At 68.1% G+C, this 19186-nt stretch carries 20 protein-coding genes; 3 read left to right on the forward strand and 17 right to left on the reverse strand.

All coding sequences use genetic code 11. The features are described from left to right. Nucleotides 1-118 precede the first annotated feature (118 nt). Nucleotides 119-1375, reverse strand: a complete 1257-nt coding sequence (gene murA, locus AB4Z55_RS17885; RefSeq protein WP_064571519.1) for a UDP-N-acetylglucosamine 1-carboxyvinyltransferase — start codon at nt 1373-1375, stop codon at nt 119-121. A gap of 110 nt (nt 1376-1485) precedes the next feature. Here murA and AB4Z55_RS17890 point away from each other — a divergent pair, with 110 nt between their 5' ends. Next, nucleotides 1486-2130: a cob(I)yrinic acid a,c-diamide adenosyltransferase gene (locus AB4Z55_RS17890; protein ID WP_248645198.1), complete on the forward strand. Its 645-nt coding sequence runs from the start codon at nt 1486-1488 to the stop codon at nt 2128-2130. Here AB4Z55_RS17890 and AB4Z55_RS17895 read toward each other — a convergent pair. The 16 genes from AB4Z55_RS17895 to rpmE form a co-directional block, all read right to left on the reverse strand. Next, on the reverse strand, nt 2127-2567 hold the full coding sequence (locus AB4Z55_RS17895; protein WP_004021259.1) for a DUF2550 domain-containing protein: 441 nt from the start codon (nt 2565-2567) through the stop codon (nt 2127-2129). The two genes, AB4Z55_RS17890 and AB4Z55_RS17895, sit on opposite strands and share 4 nt — an antisense overlap. Nucleotides 2568-2785: 218 nt before the next feature. Further along, a complete protein-coding gene (locus tag AB4Z55_RS17900) occupies nt 2786-3166 on the reverse strand; it encodes a F0F1 ATP synthase subunit epsilon (RefSeq protein WP_004021258.1) in 381 nt (126 codons plus the stop codon). 9 nt (nt 3167-3175) lie between these two features. Continuing rightward, on the reverse strand, nt 3176-4624 hold the full coding sequence (gene atpD, locus AB4Z55_RS17905; RefSeq protein WP_004021257.1) for a F0F1 ATP synthase subunit beta: 1449 nt from the start codon (nt 4622-4624) through the stop codon (nt 3176-3178). A gap of 70 nt (nt 4625-4694) precedes the next feature. After that, on the reverse strand, nt 4695-5618 hold the full coding sequence (locus tag AB4Z55_RS17910) for a F0F1 ATP synthase subunit gamma (RefSeq protein ID WP_004021256.1): 924 nt from the start codon (nt 5616-5618) through the stop codon (nt 4695-4697). Between the two features lie 45 nt (nt 5619-5663). Continuing rightward, nucleotides 5664-7292 carry a F0F1 ATP synthase subunit alpha gene (gene atpA, locus AB4Z55_RS17915; RefSeq protein WP_004021255.1) on the reverse strand — a complete coding sequence of 543 codons (1629 nt, stop codon included), beginning with the start codon at nt 7290-7292 and terminating at the stop codon, nt 5664-5666. A gap of 89 nt (nt 7293-7381) precedes the next feature. Beyond that, a complete protein-coding gene (locus AB4Z55_RS17920) occupies nt 7382-8806 on the reverse strand; it encodes a F0F1 ATP synthase subunit B/delta (protein WP_248645197.1) in 1425 nt (474 codons plus the stop codon). Between the two features lie 2 nt (nt 8807-8808). Beyond that, entirely contained in the window at nt 8809-9297 is a 489-nt protein-coding gene (locus AB4Z55_RS17925; RefSeq protein ID WP_004021253.1) for a F0F1 ATP synthase subunit B, read from the reverse strand. Nucleotides 9298-9344: 47 nt separating this feature from the next. After that, complete coding sequence (locus tag AB4Z55_RS17930) at nt 9345-9596, reverse strand: F0F1 ATP synthase subunit C (RefSeq protein WP_004021252.1); 252 nt, start codon at nt 9594-9596, stop codon at nt 9345-9347. A gap of 135 nt (nt 9597-9731) precedes the next feature. Further along, complete coding sequence (atpB, locus tag AB4Z55_RS17935; protein WP_004021251.1) at nt 9732-10481, reverse strand: F0F1 ATP synthase subunit A; 750 nt, start codon at nt 10479-10481, stop codon at nt 9732-9734. Continuing rightward, nucleotides 10478-10891 carry a hypothetical protein gene (locus AB4Z55_RS17940; protein ID WP_004021250.1) on the reverse strand — a complete coding sequence of 138 codons (414 nt, stop codon included), beginning with the start codon at nt 10889-10891 and terminating at the stop codon, nt 10478-10480. Before AB4Z55_RS17940 ends, atpB begins: the two co-directional genes overlap by 4 nt. A 284-nt stretch (nt 10892-11175) precedes the next feature. After that, entirely contained in the window at nt 11176-12372 is a 1197-nt protein-coding gene (locus AB4Z55_RS17945) for a glycosyltransferase family 4 protein (RefSeq protein WP_004021249.1), read from the reverse strand. 51 nt (nt 12373-12423) lie between these two features. Next, nucleotides 12424-13683 carry a serine hydroxymethyltransferase gene (glyA, locus tag AB4Z55_RS17950; protein WP_004021248.1) on the reverse strand — a complete coding sequence of 420 codons (1260 nt, stop codon included), beginning with the start codon at nt 13681-13683 and terminating at the stop codon, nt 12424-12426. Beyond that, a complete protein-coding gene (locus tag AB4Z55_RS17955) occupies nt 13680-14339 on the reverse strand; it encodes an L-threonylcarbamoyladenylate synthase (protein ID WP_004021247.1) in 660 nt (219 codons plus the stop codon). Before AB4Z55_RS17955 ends, glyA begins: the two co-directional genes overlap by 4 nt. Before the next feature lie 37 nt (nt 14340-14376). Beyond that, a complete protein-coding gene (gene prmC / locus AB4Z55_RS17960) occupies nt 14377-15252 on the reverse strand; it encodes a peptide chain release factor N(5)-glutamine methyltransferase (RefSeq protein ID WP_369520198.1) in 876 nt (291 codons plus the stop codon). Nucleotides 15253-15257: 5 nt separating this feature from the next. After that, nucleotides 15258-16334: a peptide chain release factor 1 gene (gene prfA / locus AB4Z55_RS17965; protein WP_369520199.1), complete on the reverse strand. Its 1077-nt coding sequence runs from the start codon at nt 16332-16334 to the stop codon at nt 15258-15260. Between the two features lie 135 nt (nt 16335-16469). Then, on the reverse strand, nt 16470-16682 hold the full coding sequence (gene rpmE, locus AB4Z55_RS17970) for a 50S ribosomal protein L31 (RefSeq protein WP_010842972.1): 213 nt from the start codon (nt 16680-16682) through the stop codon (nt 16470-16472). Between the two features lie 312 nt (nt 16683-16994). On the opposite strand from rpmE, the gene AB4Z55_RS17975 reads away from it, so the two are divergent. Together AB4Z55_RS17975 and AB4Z55_RS17980 are read left to right on the forward strand one after the other, a co-directional pair. Next, complete coding sequence (locus AB4Z55_RS17975) at nt 16995-18203, forward strand: sulfite reductase subunit alpha (protein ID WP_369520200.1); 1209 nt, start codon at nt 16995-16997, stop codon at nt 18201-18203. Nucleotide 18204: 1 nt separating this feature from the next. Continuing rightward, nucleotides 18205-19152: a heme transporter gene (locus tag AB4Z55_RS17980; RefSeq protein WP_369520201.1), complete on the forward strand. Its 948-nt coding sequence runs from the start codon at nt 18205-18207 to the stop codon at nt 19150-19152. Nucleotides 19153-19186 lie beyond the last annotated feature (34 nt).

Here is a 19186-nt window from a genome sequence, read left to right on the forward strand (position 1 = left end):
GTTGGGTCTGTCACAACGAGAATGTCGCCCAGATCACAACCGGGACAAGGGGTCCTGCCCGTACTCGACTACAGTGCACCCGGCCGGACGGGCCGGCACCTGTCCGATCGGACAGGGTTCAGTCGCGCACGCGCTCGATCTCGCCGCCGAGACTGCGCAGGATCTCCACGAAGTGGGGGTATCCGCGATCGATGTGCTCGACGTCGTGCACCTCGGTCACCCCGTCGGCGACGAGCCCGGCCAGCACGAGGCCGGCGCCGGCGCGGATGTCCGAGCACCAGACCGGCGCGCTCGACAGGCGGTCGATCCCGCGGATGACCGCGTGGTGGCCGTCGGTCCGGGCGTCGGCCCCGAGACGGACCATCTCCTCGACGAAGCGGAAGCGGGCCTCGAAGACGTTCTCGGTGATGACCGACATGCCGTCGGAGATCGCGGCCAGACCGATCGCCATCGGTTGCAGATCGGTGGGAAAGCCGGGGAACGGCAGGGTGGACACGTTGACGGCGGTGGGCCGGCGGTCGTGCCGGACCCGGAAGCCGTCGTCGAAGGTGTCGACCACGGCCCCGGTGTCGCCCAGTTTGTTCAGAACCAACTGCAGGTGTTCGGGTTTCACGCCGCGCACGGTGACGTCACCGCGGGTCATCGCGGCCGCGATACCCCAGGTCGCGCCGACGATGCGGTCCCCGACCACCCGGTGGGTCGTCGGATGCAGTCGGTCGACACCGACGACGGTCAGGGTCGAGGTGCCGGCACCGTCAATCTGTGCGCCCATCTGCTGCAGCATCACGCAGAGGTCGACGATCTCGGGCTCACGCGCGGCGTTGTCGATGGTGGTCTGTCCCTCGGCGAGCACCGCGGCCATGAGGATGTTCTCGGTCGCACCCACCGACGGGAACTCCAGCGCGATCGGAGCGCCGACCAGGGTGTCGGCCTCGGCCACCACACAACCGTGCTCGATGGTGCTCGTGGCGCCGAGCGCGCGCAGACCCGCCTGATGCATGTCGAGCGGCCGCGAGCCGATCGCGTCGCCGCCGGGCAGCGCGACGACCGCGCGATGGCACCGCGCCATCAACGGGCCGAGGACGCAGACCGAGGCGCGGAACTGACGGACCGCCGCGAAATCGGCGTGGAATTTCGGCTCGGCGGGAGCGGTGATGGTGACCGTCTCGCCATCCATCTCGACGACCGCACCCAGACCGCGGAGCACGTCGGCCATCAGCGGGACGTCGGCGATCTCGGGTGCATTGGTCAGCACGGTCGTCCCCTCGGCGAGGAGGGCCGCGGCCATGAGTTTCAGGACGCTGTTCTTCGCGCCACCCACTGCCACCTCGCCGGACAGACGCGCTCCCCCGGACACCAGAAACCGATCGCTCACGCCTGCCACCTTAACCGCCCGGGTTCGCGGCCCCCGGCCCAGTGGGTCCGACCCCGCACGTCCGAGACCGCGCGTCGGGCCACCCGGCCATCGCGCAGTACATTCGACGCATGGCGGTACACCTGACGAGGATCTACACCCGGACCGGTGACGACGGCTCCACCGGACTGAGCGACTTCTCCCGGGTTCCCAAGACCGATCCGCGCGTGGTCGCCTACGCCGACTGCGACGAGGCGAATGCCACCATCGGTCTCGCCCTGGCACTCGGCGGAGAGGTACCCGACGACATCCGAGCGGTCCTCACCACCGTCCAGAACGATCTCTTCGACGCCGGAGCCGACCTGTCCACACCCGTCGTCGAGGATCCCCAGTACCCGCCGTTGCGCATCGCGCAGGACTACATCGACGCACTCGAGCGGTGGTGCGACGCCTTCGGCGCCGAGCTGCCCGCGCTGGACTCCTTCATCCTGCCGGGCGGCACGCCCCTTGCCGCCCTGTTGCACCAGGCACGAACGGTGACCAGGCGAGCGGAACGGTCGGCGTGGGCCGCGGTGTCGGCTCATCCGGACGACACGAGCGTCTTGCCGGCCAAGTACCTCAACCGGTTGTCCGACCTGCTGTTCATCCTGTCGCGGGTCGCGAACCGCACTCGCCCCACCGCGGGAGGCGACCAGCAAGGCGCGGACACACCCGGTGACGTCAAGTGGGTTCCGGGCGGTAGCCGACAGCGGCCGGCCTCGAAGCGCGAGTCCTAGGCGCTCTTGCGCCGCTGCGATCGCGCGGACTGCCGGGATTCCAGCCAGGACTGGAACGCGGTCACCGCACCCGGGCCCATCGCCAGTTCGTAATCGTCGTCGGCCTGGCCGGCCGACTGCACCTGCAGGATGAGCATCCCGTCGAGGATCTCGGTCTCGGTCCCCTCCGGCGCTCGACGACCGGAGATCTCCATGCCCTGTCGGGCGAACGTCACGTTCGGTCCCGGTTTCAGGGACGTGAGGCGGTAGTACCGGAGCGAGTGATCGCTGTAGTGCACGGTGCCGTGCCGCCATCCCTCGTCGACCGCGGCGGGCACGGTGCGCAGCAGGACCGGCGTGCCGGCACGCCGGAGCTGGGCGAGACGAATCGTCAAGAAGGCGCACAACAGGACCGCCACCGCCAGCAGCACACTGAGCAACACGACCGCCAGCGACATCACCTACTCCTTCGTGCAGTCACCGCGTGCGGGCGAAAGCGTCGAACCCGGTAGGGCTCAAGACGGCTCGGGCTGCGCACACGCGGGACAGGGGGCTGTGATGACAAGCATGCCAGAACCTGCACATGACACGCCAAACGGCCTCGGCCGGCCATCGGATCTCTCCCGATGGCCGGCCGAGGCCGCTTGTTGAACCCAGACCGCTCGCGCGGGCCGTTCTAGCGTGAAAGGTGTTGTGCCGCAGTCAGACGCGCGTGAGCACGGTGGTACTCCGGCGAATCCGGCTCCGCCTCGTCGAGCGCGGTCTTCTCCGCGTTGACGTCGACGTCGTCGGCCCAGTCGGCAGACTCCGCCAGCACCGTCACGGCCTCGCCGGTGACGGAGAGGAACCCGCCCTCGACCGCAGCCGCACGACGGTTGCCGTTCTCCTCGACGATGACCACGAAGCCACCCGGGACCAGCTGGCCCAGGAGCGGCTCGTGGTTGGCCAGGACACCCAGCTCACCGACGGTGGTCTGCGCGATCACGAACGTGGCCTCTCCCGAGTACAGGCTCTGATCCGCGGAGACAACCTCCACGTGGAAGGACTTCTCAGCCATGGCGAATCGCTACTTTCCGCTGATCTTGGCGGCGGCGGCCTCCACGTCGTCGAGTCCACCGCAGCTGTTGAACGCCTGCTCGGGCAGGTGGTCGAACTCGCCCTTGGCGACACGGTCGAAGGCCTCGATGGTGTCGGCGAGCGGGACGACCGAGCCCTTCTGGCCGGTGAACTTCTCGGCGACGAGGAAGTTCTGGCCGAGGAACTTCTGGATACGGCGCGCGCGCTGCACCGTGACCTTGTCCTCTTCGGAGAGCTCGTCCATACCGAGGATGGCGATGATGTCCTGCAGCTCCTTGTACTTCTGCAGGATGCGCTTGACCTCGTTGGCGACGCGGAAGTGCTCGTCGCCCACGATCGACGCCTCGAGGATGCGCGAGGTCGAGGTCAGCGGGTCCACGGCGGGGTAGATACCCAGCTGCGAGATCGGACGCGAGAGCTCGGTGGTCGCATCGAGGTGAGCGAACGTGGTGGCCGGCGCCGGGTCGGTGTAGTCGTCGGCGGGGACGTAGATCGCCTGCAGCGAGGTGATCGAGCGACCCTTCGTCGAGGTGATGCGCTCCTGGAGCTCACCCATCTCGTCGGCCAGGGTCGGCTGGTAACCGACCGCGGACGGCATACGACCGAGGAGGGTCGAGACCTCCGAGCCGGCCTGCGTGAAGCGGAAGATGTTGTCGATGAAGAGCAGCACGTCCTGGTGCTTCACATCGCGGAAGTACTCCGCCATGGTCAGCGCCGAGAGAGCCACGCGCATACGCGTGCCCGGCGGCTCGTCCATCTGGCCGAACACCAAGGCGGTGTCCTGGAGAACGCCCATCTCCTCCATCTCGAGGTGGAGGTCGGTGCCCTCACGGGTGCGCTCGCCGACGCCGGCGAACACCGAGGTGCCGGAGAACTCACGCGCGATACGCGTGATCATCTCCTGGATGAGGACGGTCTTGCCGACGCCCGCACCACCGAACAGACCGATCTTGCCGCCCTTGACGTACGGGGTCAGCAGGTCGATGACCTTGATGCCGGTCTCGAGGATCTCGGTCTTGCCCTCGAGCTCGTCGAAGGCCGGCGGCTTGCGGTGGATGCTCCACTGCTCGCCGTCGCGGCCGAGGCCCGGGCTGTCGAGGCAGTCACCGAGGGCGTTGAAGACGTGACCCTTGACGACGTCACCGACCGGCACGACGATCGACTTGCCGGTGTCGGACACAGCCGCGCCGCGGACCAGGCCGTCGGTCGGCTGCATCGAGATGGTGCGCACCAGGTTGTCACCGAGATGCTGGGCGACCTCGAGGGTCAGCGTCTTGGCGACCGAGGAGAGGGCGACCTCGGCGTGGAGGGCGTTGAACAGTTCAGGAATCGAGCCCCGCGGGAACTCGACGTCGACCACGGGGCCGATGATGCGGACGACCCGCCCGTCGGCGGAACCCGCCGACTTCGCGGAGGGGGTTTCTACTGCTGCGGTCATGGTGCTTGGGTCACTTCCTCTTTATCGAAGTATGGGTTCTCGTCGATCCGGGCTCGTCTGGCGCAGACGGCTAGTTCGCCAGTGCGCTCGAGCCGCCGACGATCTCGCTGATTTCCTGGGTGATCTGGGCCTGGCGGAGCTGGTTGGCCTCGCGCGACAACGACTTGGACAGTTCCTCGGCGTTGTCGGTCGCGGCCTTCATCGCGGTACGGCGCGCGGCCGATTCCGAAGCCGACGAATCCAGCAGTGCCGCGTAGACCCGCGTCGCCACGTACTTCGGCAGCAGCGCGTCGAGCAGTGTCTCGGCCCCGGGCTCGAAGGTGTAGTTGCGCGACGGGGTGTCGTCGGACGAGTCATCGTCTTCGGAGACGACCAGCGGGGCGACCCGCCGGACCTCGGGCACCTGCGCCAGCATCGACTGGAAGCGGGTGTAGACCAGATGGAGCTCGTCGACGCCCTCGAGCTTGCCGTCACCTTCCGGACGATCGACCTCGGTGCCCGAACCGGCCTGGAAGAGATCCACCAGGAAGCTGGTCGCGGTCGCGGCATCGGAGTACTGCGGGGACTCCGAGAAGCCCGTCCACGAGTCCGAGATCTCCAGACCACGGAAGCTGAAGAACCCGACACCCTTGCGGCCCATCACGAACAGGACCGCCTCTTTGCCCTCGTCGCGCAGGAGTGCGATGAGCTCGCGGGTCGCCTTGAGCACGTTGGCGTTGTAACCGCCACACATTCCGCGGTCACTGGTCACGACCAGGATCGCGGCGCGCTTCGGGTTCTCCCGCTCGTTGAGCAGCGGGTTGTCCAGCGATCCCGAGTTGCTCGCCAGCTCCGAGAGCACGGCGGTCATCTCCTGCGAGTACGGCTTGGCCGCGGCCACCCGTCCCTGGGCCTTGGTGATACGCGAGGTCGCGATCAGCTCCTGAGCCTTGGTGATCTTCTTGGTCGACTGGACCGACCGGATGCGTGAGCGCAGCTCACGAATGCTGGCCATGAGCCCTCACCCCTTCCTTTTCGCGATGTCCGTTGACGAGTGAGATCACTTGCGGATCTTGATCTCTTCGTTCTCGACGTTGTCGGCATCCATCGCCTCGGCCTCGGCCTCGTTGACGACACGACGGCCGTCGTGGGTGAGGTAGCCGTTCTTGAACTTGTTGGTCTCGGCGATCAGGGCCTCTGCCTGGTCGTCGGTGAGCACCTTGCCGCCGGCGATCGAGTCGTAGACACCGGTCGCGTTGTGGTGCAGGTGGCTCAGCAGCTGGGTCTCGAAGTTGCGCACGTCGTCGACCGGGACCGAGTCGTAGTGGCCCTCACCGCAGAGGTAGATCGAGACGATCTGGTCCTCGACCGAGAAGGGGCTGTACTGGTCCTGCTTGAGCATCTCGACCCACCGGGCACCGCGCTCGAGCTGCGCCTTCGACGCGTCGTCGAGGTCGGAGGCGAAGGCCGAGAAGGCCTCCAGCTCGCGGAACTGGGCCAGCTCCAGACGCAGCGAACCCGAGACCTTCTTGAGGCCCTTGGTCTGTGCGGCACCACCGACGCGCGACACCGAGGTGCCGACGTTGATGGCGGGACGGACGCCCTTGTTGAAGAGGTCCGACTCCAGGAACACCTGTCCGTCGGTGATCGAGATGACGTTGGTCGGGATGAAGGCCGAGACGTCGTTGGCCTTGGTCTCGATGATCGGCAGGCCGGTCATCGAACCGCCACCGAGTTCGTCGGACAGCTTCGCGCAACGCTCCAGCAGACGGGAGTGCAAGTAGAAGACGTCACCGGGGTATGCCTCGCGGCCCGGCGGACGACGCAGCAGCAGCGAGATCGCGCGGTAGGCCTCGGCCTGCTTGGTCAGGTCGTCGAACACGATGAGGACGTGCTTGCCCTGGTACATCCAGTGCTGGCCGATGGCCGAGCCGGTGTACGGGGCGAGCCACTTGAAGCCGGCCGAGTCGGACGCGGGAGCCGCGACGATGGTGGTGTACTCCATCGCGCCGGCCTCTTCGAGCGCCGACTTGACGCCCGCGATGGTCGAACCCTTCTGACCGATGGCGACGTAGATGCAGCGGACCTGCTTGGAGGGGTCGCCGGTCTCCCAGTTGGCCTTCTGGTTGAGGATCGCGTCGATGCAGACCGCGGTCTTGCCGGTCTTGCGGTCGCCGATGACGAGCTGACGCTGTCCGCGGCCGATGGCGGTCATGGCGTCGATGGCCTTGATACCGGTGGCGAGGGACTCCTCGACCGGCTGGCGCTCGAGCACCGACGCGGCCTGCAGCTCGAGGACGCGCTGCTCGTCGGCCTCGATGTCGCCCTGACCGTCGATCGGGGCGCCCAGCGGGTTGACCACGCGTCCGAGGAACGCGTCGCCGACGGGGACGGAGAGCACGTCGCCGGTACGGCTGACCTGCTGGCCTTCTTCCAGGGACTCGTAGTCACCCAGGATGACGGCGCCGATCTCGTCCTCGTCGAGGTTCAGTGCGACGCCGAGGACGCCGCCCGGGAACTCGAGGAGCTCGTTGGCCATTGCGCTCGGAAGGCCGCTGACGTGAGCGATGCCGTCCGAGGTATCGGTGATGATGCCGACCTCGTCGCGCGACGCTTCGGCTTCGAACGACGAGACGTACTGCTCGATCGCTCCCTTGATCTCGTCTGGTGAGATCGTCAACTCCGCCATGGGTTCTCGTCTTTCCTTGATGTGGCTCTGAGACTCAAAGGTCTGAGCTCTGGGGCTTCGTGGGTTCGGGTGGTCGGGTGAGGAACTCGTCAGCGCGGCAGTGTTTCCGCGGCCTTGGCCAGTCGCGTCGCGACATCGGCGTCGATGACCTCGTCGCCGACGCTGATCCGGAGACCGCCGAGCAGCTCCGGCGCGATCTCGGTCTGCACCGAGATGGTCCGACCGTAGATTCCGCCGAGCACGCTCGACAGGCGATCGATCTGGGCGTCCGACAGCGGTGAGGCGGACACCACGTGGGCGACCGACTCGCCGCGACGGGCGGCGGCCAGCTCGGCGAGCTGATCGACCGCGACGTCCGCGGCCTGGCCGTGCAGCAGGCGCACGGTCGAGGACAGCAACGTCCAGGTGTGGGTGCCGACCTTGTCGCCGACCAGCTTCTGGAGCAGGTCGACGCGCTTGTCGGCGTCCTTGCCGTGGTCCGACAGCAGCGAGGAGAGCTGCGGGTTGGCCTCGAGGACTCGGCTCACACGGAAGAGCTCGTCCTCGACCTGCTCGATGACCCCGTCGCGTTCGGCGGCGGTGAGCACGATCAGTGAGTTCTGGCGGCGCAGACCGACGACGAAGTCGCTCGACGACGACCACCGCTGACTCGAGGCGGTCGCGAGCACCTCGACGACCACCGGGGCGACCTTGCCGTCGAACAGGCGGTGCACCAGGGCCTTCTTGCCCTCGGGGTTCTCGTCGTCCTCGACCAGACGCTTGCGCAGCACCGGGTTCTCGCCGAGGAAGTTGATCGCCGCGGTGAGGTCACCCGACGCGGCGGCGAGCGCCGACCCGTCGAGATCGAGTGCCGCCGAATCGAATTTCTCGGAGACGGCCAGTGCGGCATCACGGCTGGCCGCACGCATGGCGTGCAGACCGACGAGCGAGGCGCTCGAGGCGACCGCGTTCGACGAACCCGCCGACATCTCCTCGAGTTCGTCGATCACCCGGTCGACGCTGGCCGCCTGGGCCGAGTCGTCGGCCAGGTGGTTGCGCACCAGTTCGCCGGCCTTGTCGACGGCGGTGAGTCCGAGGTCGGTCCGCAACTGACGGACCAGGTTGGCACGCACCAGGGCGACCTGGTTGCGGCCGTGCTCGGAGATGCGCTTGACCTCGTGATCAGCCTGGGCGCGGATGTCGGAGGTGATCGCCTCGGCATCGGCCGCGGCGTCCTTCTGCATCTGCTCGGCCTCGGCCTTGGCCTCGGCGACGGCCTTCTCACGTGCCTGCTTGCCGTCGTCGACGCGCTTGGCGGCAGCCGCACTCTCGGCGAGCTGCTGACGGACGGTCTCCTGTCGATCCCGCATCATCTTCTGCACCGGCGGGCGGACGTACTTCCACAGCAGGAAGATGATGACCGCGAAGCCGAAGAGCTGAGCGATGAAGATCGCGGGGTCGAACGCAGCACCGATGTCGTGGAGCCAGGTGCCGATGGGGCCCTGGTCGGACTCGGTCTCAGTGTTGGCAGCCATGATCAGTTCACCGCTCCGCTCGTCGATCGGGTATCGGAAAGAGTTGCCGAGTCGACACCGAGCACACGCGCCGCAAGTGTCTTGGCGAGTGCGTCCACATCAGCTGCAGCCGTCGAGGCGGCCTGCTCACCCTGCGCCGCCAGCTCGGAGCTGGTCGACTGCAGGGCGGCGTCGGCCTCGGCGGTCGCTGCATGCTTCATCTCGTTCAGCTGTTCACGACCCTGGGCGCGAGCATCGTCGCGCTTGGCGGTGGCCTCACCGCGCGCCTCTTTGAGGAGCGAACGGAACTGCACGTCCGCATCCTCGAATTCGGCGGCGGCGGTCCGGTTGTCCTCCACGGTGCGGTGGATCATCGCGTCCCGCTCCTCGAGGACCTGCTGGATCGGCGGAACCACGAACTTGCGGATGACCAGCAGCAAAATCACGAAGATGAGCAGGACAACGAAGAACGTTCCATTCGGGAGCAGGAAGTTCTCTGCAGCAAGCGTCATTGTGGTGAGGTGTCGTTTCTACTCGGCGACAAAAGGGAGAGCGACGATCAGCCGGCGCTGATCGGGGTGGCGAACACGAAGAGCGCCATGAAGGCCAGGTTGATGAAGTAGGCCGCCTCGACCAGACCGACGGTGATGAAGAACGGGGTGAACAGGCGACCCTGTGCCTCGGGCTGACGGGCGATACCGGCGATCAGCTGGCTACCGGCCAGACCGTTACCGATACCGGCACCGACGGCGCCACCGGCCATGATCAGGCCGCCACCGATGAGTGCGCCGAGGCCAATCATTGGATCCATTGTGATATTTCCCTTTCGTTGCTGACATCTGGTGTGTCAGGTCTCTGGTTGCGCCGACAGGTGCCGGAGCAGGTCGTCATGTTCGGTTGTGGGCGCGGTCGTGAGTTGCCCCGCGCGGGTGCCCGGTCCGGGCGGTCAGTGATCCTCGGTCTCCATCGACTGCGAGAAGTAGAGGATCGTCAGCAGCGCGAAGATGAACGCCTGGATCAGACCGACGAAGAGTTCGAAGGACTTCCAGATCGCGTTGGGCGCCCACATGATGTACGGCGGGAACAGGGCGATCAGGGCGACCATCATGCTGCCGGCGAAGACGTTGCCGAAGAGTCGCAGCGACAGCGAGATCGGCTTGGTGAATTCCTCGATCACGTTGATCGGCGCGAGGAATGCGACGTGGCCCTTGATGATTCGCTTGGGGTGACCCAGCAGGCCGCGTGCCCGGAAGCCGGCGATCTGGTACCAGACGAAGACGAAGATCGCGAGGGCGTAGGCGAAGTTCACGTCCGCGGCGGGCGGCTTGAGGATCTCGTGGTGACCGACCTGCACCGGCAGGATCGACAGCCAGTTGGAGATCAGGATGAAGGTGAAGAGCGAGACCGCGAGCGGGAGGACGTACGGGGCGATCTTCATGCCGATGGCACTCTCGACCTGACCACGCATCTGGATGGTGATGGCCTCCCAGAACAGCTGCACACCCGACGGCACACCGGTCGAGGTGACCTTCGACTTCAGGTAGAAGGCCAGCGCGAGCAGGATCGCCGCGGCCAGCGCCGTCGCGATGATGGTCTCCAGGTTGAAGGTCAGTCCGAACAGTTCGAACTTGGTGTAATGACCCACCTGGATGGCCGGTTCGCCATCCTCTGCGGCAAGGTTGAAGGCGGTCGTCATGGTTGGCTACGAAGTCCTTTCATCACCGGAATGACCGTGTTCAGCACCAAGACCACTTGGCCGATGGCGAGTCCGAACATCGCGCCCAACCCGTCGGGTTGGACCAGAAAAGCCGCCAGCAGCGCGAGCGCCGTGATGGCACCGAGTCGCATGGCGGAGTTGAGAGCAAGTGCGGTCTTACGAGGGTTCTCGTCGGCGACCACGACGTCGACTGCGCGTCGGACGAGGATCGCGTTGACGAAGATGCCGGCGACACCGAGCAGGAAGAAGACCGCGAAGAGCGGATGCCCGACGGCGAGCGAGACGGCGGCGACGACCACGATGAACCCGCCCGCGATGAGCGCGGGGCGGCGGAGTCCGGTCGGCGCCTGCGGATAGACGGGGGCCGAATCAGGGGCAGATGCGGTCATGTCCCTCTCCTCAGCTCTCCTACTCCATACCGATGGCACGGGGCACCCGCGTGCGTGCAGCAACACATGGCCGCTGGGCGTCAGCTCGCGTTTGGTGTGACCCTACCAACACCATTCCTGGCGTCTCACCGGGGGGTATACGTGGCAAGAGACGGAACCGGGGCTTTGTGTCCGGATCTGGCTCCCACTGACTACTACGGGCGATAGTACACCAGTATTTACGGTTTCCTTACCTTAGGCCCAGCGGAAGCATTCTCGGCAAACGCCAGGTCCCGCTCGCCTGCTCAGCGATAGGCCTTGGTGGCCGTACGGAGTTCGGCGAAGCGCCGGTGCAGCCGCGGCGCCATCGTGACCAGCATGGCGACCACGAGTCCCGCTCCGAAGGCCGGGGCGACGACCGAGAGCGGGAACAGCGTGCTCGCCGCCGCCGAGAACGCCAGGACCCCCACCCACAGGTAGATGATCAGCGCGACGCGACGCTGCGAGTGCCCGAGCTCGAGCAGCCGGTGGTGGAGGTGCATCTTGTCCGGGGTGTAGAAGCCCACCCCGGCCCGGGTCCGCCGGATCACGGCCAGCAACATGTCGAGCATCGGGATGAAGACGACGGCGGCGACGAGGATCAGCGGGGACAACAGGGTGAAGATGTCCGCCGGGCCGTAGGCATTGACGGCGATGCGGCCGGACGCGCTCGTGGATGCCGCGGCGAGCAGCAGCCCGATCAGCATCGCACCCGAGTCGCCCATGAAAATCCTTGCGGGAGAGAAGTTGTGCGGCAAGAAGCCGAGGCACGCACCGGCCAGCGCCATCGAGATGAGGGCCGGCGGGTAGTAGCTGACATCGCCCCCCTGGTCGCGCAACAGACCCAGGGAGAACATGCAGATCGCGGCCGCCGCGATGAGGCCCAGTCCGGCGGCGAGACCGTCGAGTCCGTCGACGAAGTTGATCGCGTTGATCGTCGCGACCGTGATCGCGACAGTCAGCAGACCGGCCTGCAGCGGGTCGAGCACGAGCGTGCCGATGTCGGCGAACGGGATGTAGAGCTGCAGCCAGCTGATGCCGAGCAGCACCAGCACTCCCGCCGCGGTCAGCTGTCCGACGAACTTCGTCAGCGCGTCCAGCCCCCAGCGGTCGTCGACGACGCCGACGAGGACGATGACCGTGCCGGCGGCGATCACCGCCGTCATGTCGGTGGTGTAGGCGAACCCGCGGTTGAGCGCCGGGAGGTTGGCGGCCAGGGCGATACCCGCGACCACTCCCCCGAACATCCCGAGCCCACCGAGGCGGGGCGTCGGGATCACGTGCACGTCGCGGACTCGCGGTACGGCGACCGCACCGGCGCGGATGGCGAAGACGCGGACCGCGGAGGTCAGCAGATACGTCATCGCCGCGGCGGTCAGACCCACGAGCAGGAGCTCGCGCAGAGGCACGCCCGTCCCTCCCCCGTCCGAGGCGGCGAGCAACACCGGTGCGGCACCGGTCATCGCGTCACCACCGGCGTCCGGCGGGGCAGGGTCTCGAACATTGCGACCACGCTACCCGTAGGCCAGTTCGGCGATCTCGCGACGGATCCGCCGGTGCGTCTCACGATCGTCCGTCGTCATCGCGGCGACCATCGCGTCGGCGATCGGCGGATGCATGGCGGGGGTCATGCCCCGCTCGGTGACGACCGGCGTACCGATCCGGATCGCCGAACCCTCGGAGACGGGTCGGGTCTCGAACGGCAGGACGGCCTTGTCGACGACGATGCCGGCCGCGCCGAGCCGGTACTGCGCCTCCATCCCGGAGATACCGAAGCCGCTCACGTCGATGACGGCGAGGTGGATGTCGGTCCCCCCGGACACCACCCGGGCACCCCGGGCCGCGAGCTGGCCGGCGAGACCCCGGGCGTTGTCCACGGTGCGGCGCGCGTACCCGGCGAACTCGTCGGTCCCCGACTCCGCGCACGCCACCGCCTTCGCGGCCACGGTGTGCATCGCCGGGCCGCCCTGCACGAACGGGAAGACCGCCTTGCGCAGCGCCTCGCCGTGCTCGGCACGGGCGAGGACGACACCGCCGCGTGGGCCCCGGATCACCTTGTTGGTCGACAGGGTGACGATGTCGGCGTACGGCACCGGTGACGGGAGCAGGCCGGCGGCGATGTGCCCGGCGAGGTGCGCGGCGTCGACCCACAGGATGCACTCGGCCTCATCGGCGATCTCGCGCAGTGCCGCGAAATCGAACGTGCGCGAATACGAAGCCGCCCCGGCGACCAGGATCCGTGGCCGGTGCACCAGGGCGAGATCACGGACCTGGTCGTAGTCGACGAGTTCATCGTCCGGGCGCACCTCGTAGTGCAGGGGCGAGAACCATCGGCCGGAGAAGTTCGCCCGCGAACCATGTGTCTGGTGGCCGCCGTGTTCGAGGCGCAGCGCGAGCACCGGATCCCCGGGCTGGGCGAAGCCGGCGTACACGGCGAGATTGGCCGCGCTCCCCGACAGTGGCTGGACGTTGACGTACTCGGCGTCGAACAGCGCCCGGGCGCGGGTGATCGCGAGCTCTTCGAGTTCGTCGACCACGTCGCATCCGCCGTGGTACCGCGTCCCGGGGTACCCCTCCGCGTACTTCGCGTCGAAGACCGACGCCATCGCGGCTCGCACCCCCGGCGTCGGCTCGGTCTCGCCGGCGAGCAGCTGGAGCGTGTCGCGGCGACGATCCACCTCGCGGCCCAGCAGGGCATCGACCGCGGCGTCACCGGTCGGGGCGTCGCCCGCCTCGAAGCCGTGTGGTCCGAACTCCGGCGCGTCCGGACTCATGGCTCCGCGAGCAGCGAGGCCGGGTCGGTGTCGAGTACGTCGGCGACCGCGTCGGTCGAGACGGCGCCCTCACGCAGGATGCGCGGACTCGGCCCGGAGACATCGACGATCGTCGACGCCTGCGCGGCCGGCGCCGGGCCACCGTCGAGATAGACCGAGACCTCGTCGCCGAGTTGTTCGCGCGCTTCGTCGGCGGTCGTCGCCGGCGGGCGTCCCGAGACGTTGGCGCTCGAGACCGCCATCGGGCCCACCTCGCGCAGCACGTCGATCGCGACCGGGTGCAGGGGCATCCGCAGCATGACGGTCCCGTCGGTGTCCCCGAGGTCCCACGCCAGCGAGGGCGCCTGCCGGACAACCAGACTCAAACCGCCGGGCCAGAACGCCTCGATCAGATCACGCGCGGGCTGCGGGACCGACAGGACCAGTCCGTCGATCGAATGCCAGGAACCCACCAGTACCGGGACCGGCATGTCGCGTCCACGGTGCTTGGCAGCCAGGAGGGCGCCGACGGCGTCGGAATCGAAGGCGTCGCAACCGACTCCGTAGAGCGTGTCGGTGGGCATCACGATCAGCCGTCCGGCCTTCGCCGCCCCGACCGCCGCCCGAATCCCCGACGAGCGGTTCTGTGGATCGTTGCAGTCGAAAACAGTGCTCACGCGATCATCCTGCCATGCCGTGCCCGGTGCCCCCGGCCTACCGTCGGCGCGCCGTCACGAACCGTGGCCGACCCGTCAGATCCGCGTGCCGGGTCACGTCCTCGAAGTCGCCGTGCGCGTGCAGGCACGCCACCACCGCGTCCGCGGTCGTGTCGTCGTGTTCGATCCCGACGACCCCACCGGGAGCCAGTGTGCGGGCGATGACCGGCACCATCGGCTCGATCACCGACATCCCGTCGGCCCCGCCGAAGACCGCGCGGGCCGGATCGTGCGCGACCTCGGGTCCGACCGCCGCATCCAGCGGGACGTAGGGCGGGTTGGTGACGAGGACCGACACACTGCCCATCGGGACGGAATCGGCGATCTGCTCGGGATCGGTGACGTCCGCGGCGACCACCTCGACCCGCGATCCGACCACCGTCGCCGCGTCGGTGGCGTTGCGGCGCAACCACACCAGGGCGTCCTCGTCGGCCTCGACCGCGACCACCCGGGTCCCGGGACTCATCGCCGCGACACCGATCGCCAATGCGCCACTGCCGCTGCAGAAGTCGGCTGCGAGTGCCGACCCGGGCCGCTCGCGGAGCCGGTCGACTGCCCATTCGAGGAGATACTCGGTCTCCGGTCGGGGGATGAACACACCCGGCCCGACGGCGAGCTCCACCGGGCCGAACGCGGCGGTCCCGACGATGTGCTGCAACGGGATCCGTCGGGCACGCCGCTCGACGGCGGACCGGAAGGCGCGGGCCTGCGCATCGTCGATCGCGTCCATCAGGACAAGGCGGCCCGCATCGACTCCGAGCACGTGCGCCATCAGCCAGTCGGCGTCATGGCGTGCGGAGTCGATCCCGGCCGCGGCGAGACAGGCGGTCCCCGCGCGCAGTTCGTCCGACACCGGGGTCGGCGTTCCGGTCACGGGGTCTATTCCGCTTCCATGCGGGCCTGCCGGTCCGCGGCGACGAGGGCGTCGAGGAGGTTGTCCATGTCGCCGGCGAGCACCGCGTCGAGGTTGTTGGCCTTGTATCCGATGCGGTGGTCGGTGATGCGGTTCTCGGGGAAGTTGTAGGTACGGATCCGCTCGGACCGGTCGACGGTGCGGATCTGCGCGGCACGCCCCTGCGCGGCGGCGGCCTCGGCCTCCTCCTCGGCCGCGGACTGGAGCCGGGCGGCGAGGACCTGCATCGCCCGGGCCTTGTTCTGCAACTGGGAGCGTTCGTTCTGGCAGGTGACGACGATCCCGGTGGGCAGGTGGGTGATCCGGACCGCCGAGTCGGTGGTGTTCACACCCTGCCCGCCCTTGCCGGACGAGCGATAGACGTCGATGCGGAGTTCGGACTCGTCGATGGTCACCTCGGCGACCTCTTCGGGCTCGGGGTAGATCAACACCCCGGCCGCCGACGTGTGGATGCGTCCCTGCGACTCGGTGACCGGCACACGCTGCACGCGGTGCACGCCGCCCTCGAACTTCAGACGCGACCACACCCCGTCGCGGACGGCCTCTTTCGACTTGATGGAGAACGTGGCCTCCTTGTACCCGCCCAGATCGGACTCGGTGACTCCGAGCACCTGCGCCTTCCAGCCGTGCCGCTCACAGTATTTGAGGTACATGCGGGCCAGGTCCGAGGCGAACAGCGCCGACTCCTCGCCGCCGGCACCGGATTTGATCTCCAGGACCACGTCGTCGGCGTCGTGGGGATCGCGCGGGGCCAGCAGGTCGGTCAGGGTGGCGTCGAGCTCGTCGACCGCCTCCTCGAGCGCGGGGATCTCGGCGGCGAACGATGCGTCGTCCGTGGCCAGTTCCCGGGCGGCCTCGAGATCGTCGCGCGCCGTCTGCAGCCTGGTGTAGGTCGCCATGACCGGCGCGAGCTCGGCGAATCGCTTGCCCACCCTGCGGGCCGCGGCCGGGTCGTCGTGCAGGGCGGGGTCGGCCAGCTGACGTTCGAGGCCCGAGTGCTCGGCGAGGATGTCGTCGATGGCCGAGGGACTCTGCGTACTCATGAAGGCGACCTCACTTGTCGTCCGGCGGCACACCGGCGGGCAGTGGCGCCGGAGAGAACGGCACCGGGAAGAACACGGACCGGAAACACAGCGACGCCCGTCCCGACAATCGTCGGGCGGGCGTCGCAGAGTGGTCTACTTGGCGCGCTTGCCGTAGCGCTTCTCGAACCGGGCAACGCGGCCGCCGGTGTCGAGGATCTTCTGCTTGCCCGTGTAGAACGGGTGGCACTGCGAGCAGACCTCGACGTTGATCCGACCGTTGGCAGCGGTGCTGCGGGTCTCGAAGGTGTTGCCGCAGCCGCAGACGACGGTGGTCGTCGCGTACTCGGGGTGAATTCCCTGCTTCATGTCTGGTACGTCCCTTTCTGTGGTCGCCGGGTCACCGTCGCTTGTCGACGGTGTGAACCGGAACCGGACTCGACCGATCAGTATGCCACGGAGGGCATCACCGGGAAAAATCCCGATCACCGCGGTCGCAGATGCCTCAACGGCGGGCCCGTCGAATCCATTCCCGGCACTGTCCGCCGCACCGAGCGGCATCCCGTACACGTGATACACATCGCGATCCTCGTAAGGGTTGCCTAAGTGTAGTACCGTGGCGTCGCCCGCCGGTTTGTCCCGCGGCGCACGCACCCGCACACCGTCTCCGAAGGATCATCGATGTACGACGCCGCCTCCACCGGCAGCAGCCTCGCAGTCGACACCGCACCGGCATCCCCCGCGCGCCGCACCGGCAAGGCAGTCCGCTCGCCGTGGAACCGGCGCAATCCGTACCCGGCGACCGTCGTGACCAATGAGCTGCTCTCCGGCCCCGGCTCGGCCAAGGAGGTCCGGCATCTCGAACTCGACCTCGGGGACAGCGGCATCAGCTACGAGCCCGGCGACGGAATCGGCATCGCGCCCGCCAACGATCCGGAACTCGTCGACCTCCTCCTCAACCGGCTCGGCGCGGCCGGCGACGAGATCATCGCCGACCGCAAGGCCACCTACACCCTGCGCGAGGCGCTGACCAGCAGGTACGAGATCTCCGCACCGTCGAAGTACCTCGTCCGTGCGGTTGCCGATCGCACCGGGCACCCCGAGTTGTCGCGATTGCTCGATGCCGGCGATCCGCAGGCGCTCGACGCATGGCTGCACGGCCTCGATGTCCTCGATCTCCTGGATCTCGACCCGACCTTCGCCCCGACCCCCGAGGAACTGCTCGAGGAGCTGAGTCCGCTCGCCCATCGGGAGTACTCGATCTCGTCGAGCCCCCGGGTCCACGGCGACACGGTGCACATCACGATGGCCACCGTGCGCTACACCGTCGCCGACCGGGATCGCGGAGGTGTCTGCTCGACACACCTCGCCGACCGGTGCGCCCCCGGTGACACCGTCCCCGTCTTCGTCTCCCCCAACAAGAGATTCCGTCTGCCCGCCGACGACGTGGCGGCGGTCATGATCGGTCCGGGCACGGGAATCGCGCCGTTCCGGGCCTTCCTGCACGAGCGGGCGGCGACCGGCGCCACCGGGAGCAACTGGCTGTTCTTCGGTGATCAGCATCGTGCGCACGACCACCTCTATGCCGGGGAACTCGACCGGCTCGTCGCCGGTGGTGTGTTGGATCGGCTCGATCTCGCGTTCTCTCGCGATCAGGAACACAAGGTGTACGTCCAGGACCGGATGCGCGAGCACGGCGCAGAGCTGTTCGCCTGGCTGGAGGCCGGCGCGCACCTGTACGTCTGCGGCGACGCCGCGACGATGGCCGATGACGTCGACGCGGCGCTGCACGAGATCGTCGCCGAACACGGCGGTCTCGACGCCGACCAGGCCGCCGGCTACGTCGACGGCCTTCGCTCGGAGAATCGCTACCTGCGCGACGTCTACTGACATGGCCGATTCCGCCGGGGACGATCCGCCCGCCCGCAGCGATCTCGAGATCTTGCTGCGGACAGCCGGATTCGGAGACTCCTCGGTGAACCACGACGTCCCGGCGGTCGCGGCCCGGCTACCGGGACTGGCCCAGGTCGTCGGCGTCACGGTCGCCGGTCCGGTGATCATGAACGCGGTCGGGGTCCACGACGACCCGGTATCGGTCGGCGGCCCGATTCGGGCCGACTCCCATCGGATAGCTCTGCGGCTCAACCCCTCTCGCCTGTCGTCGACCTTGCTCAGCGATCCGGCGGCCCATGTTCCACCGACCCTGCGGTTGTTCGACCATCGCGGCAACACCGCGCACGCCACCTATCTGACCGAGAACTCCGACCGGCTGGCGTTCGAGGCCCTGGCTCTCGACGGCGGCGGCGCGGGCCTCGACGGGTCGGGGTCGGATTCGTCTGCCCAGAATTCCTCTGGGCCGCAACGGGTGAGCACGACTGCATCGCGCCGTGACGACCAGGTGGCCCAGCTGGACGCGATACTCACCGACGGCGGCGGTGCACGCCTGGCGAGCCTGCCCCACCTCGACTGCCGGCGCACCGTCCGCCTCGAGACCCGCGCGGTGATCGCGGCACTCGAACACGCGGCCCGGCTGGGGTTGACCGTGACGTTCGCGACGGCGGCCCCGGGATGCATGCAGATGCGCCAGGATCGCCTCGACGGCGCCCGTGAGCATCGCGGGCAGATGGTGCTGGCCGCGGGCTCCACCCGCGTCATGGTCAATTTCGACCTGGTGGGCGAGTGCTGGGTCACGTGGCCCCACGGAGTGTGGGGTCGCACCGGATCACTGGAGATCTACAACCGCCGGGGCGAGTGTGCGCTGGTCGTCACCCAGACCGGGGCGCAGGCTCCGGCGGTCGCGCAGGCGTGGGCGCATCTGACCACCGACCTCGCCGGCTGAGCGACGCTGTCTCCGCCCCATCCGACGAAGCCAC

Source organism: Gordonia sp. ABKF26 (assembly GCF_041103195.1).
Taxonomy (GTDB): Bacteria; Actinomycetota; Actinomycetes; order Mycobacteriales; family Mycobacteriaceae; genus Gordonia; species Gordonia terrae.

What these genes read in the sequence shown, in the direction of transcription:
- AB4Z55_RS17890 (WP_248645198.1), top strand. Translation starts at nt 1,486, where the DNA reads ATGGCGGTACACCTGACGAGGATCTACACCCGGACCGGTGACGACGGC.
- AB4Z55_RS17895 (WP_004021259.1), bottom strand. Translation starts at nt 2,567, where the DNA reads ATGTCGCTGGCGGTCGTGTTGCTCAGTGTGCTGCTGGCGGTGGCGGTC.
- AB4Z55_RS17900 (WP_004021258.1), bottom strand. Translation starts at nt 3,166, where the DNA reads ATGGCTGAGAAGTCCTTCCACGTGGAGGTTGTCTCCGCGGATCAGAGC.
- atpD (WP_004021257.1), bottom strand. Translation starts at nt 4,624, where the DNA reads ATGACCGCAGCAGTAGAAACCCCCTCCGCGAAGTCGGCGGGTTCCGCC.
- AB4Z55_RS17910 (WP_004021256.1), bottom strand. Translation starts at nt 5,618, where the DNA reads ATGGCCAGCATTCGTGAGCTGCGCTCACGCATCCGGTCGGTCCAGTCG.
- atpA (WP_004021255.1), bottom strand. Translation starts at nt 7,292, where the DNA reads ATGGCGGAGTTGACGATCTCACCAGACGAGATCAAGGGAGCGATCGAG.
- AB4Z55_RS17920 (WP_248645197.1), bottom strand. Translation starts at nt 8,806, where the DNA reads ATGGCTGCCAACACTGAGACCGAGTCCGACCAGGGCCCCATCGGCACC.
- AB4Z55_RS17925 (WP_004021253.1), bottom strand. Translation starts at nt 9,297, where the DNA reads ATGACGCTTGCTGCAGAGAACTTCCTGCTCCCGAATGGAACGTTCTTC.
- AB4Z55_RS17930 (WP_004021252.1), bottom strand. Translation starts at nt 9,596, where the DNA reads ATGGATCCAATGATTGGCCTCGGCGCACTCATCGGTGGCGGCCTGATC.
- atpB (WP_004021251.1), bottom strand. Translation starts at nt 10,481, where the DNA reads ATGACGACCGCCTTCAACCTTGCCGCAGAGGATGGCGAACCGGCCATC.
- AB4Z55_RS17940 (WP_004021250.1), bottom strand. Translation starts at nt 10,891, where the DNA reads ATGACCGCATCTGCCCCTGATTCGGCCCCCGTCTATCCGCAGGCGCCG.
- AB4Z55_RS17945 (WP_004021249.1), bottom strand. Translation starts at nt 12,372, where the DNA reads ATGACCGGTGCCGCACCGGTGTTGCTCGCCGCCTCGGACGGGGGAGGG.
- glyA (WP_004021248.1), bottom strand. Translation starts at nt 13,683, where the DNA reads ATGAGTCCGGACGCGCCGGAGTTCGGACCACACGGCTTCGAGGCGGGC.
- prfA (WP_369520199.1), bottom strand. Translation starts at nt 16,334, where the DNA reads ATGAGTACGCAGAGTCCCTCGGCCATCGACGACATCCTCGCCGAGCAC.
- rpmE (WP_010842972.1), bottom strand. Translation starts at nt 16,682, where the DNA reads ATGAAGCAGGGAATTCACCCCGAGTACGCGACGACCACCGTCGTCTGC.
- AB4Z55_RS17975 (WP_369520200.1), top strand. Translation starts at nt 16,995, where the DNA reads ATGTACGACGCCGCCTCCACCGGCAGCAGCCTCGCAGTCGACACCGCA.
- AB4Z55_RS17980 (WP_369520201.1), top strand. Translation starts at nt 18,205, where the DNA reads ATGGCCGATTCCGCCGGGGACGATCCGCCCGCCCGCAGCGATCTCGAG.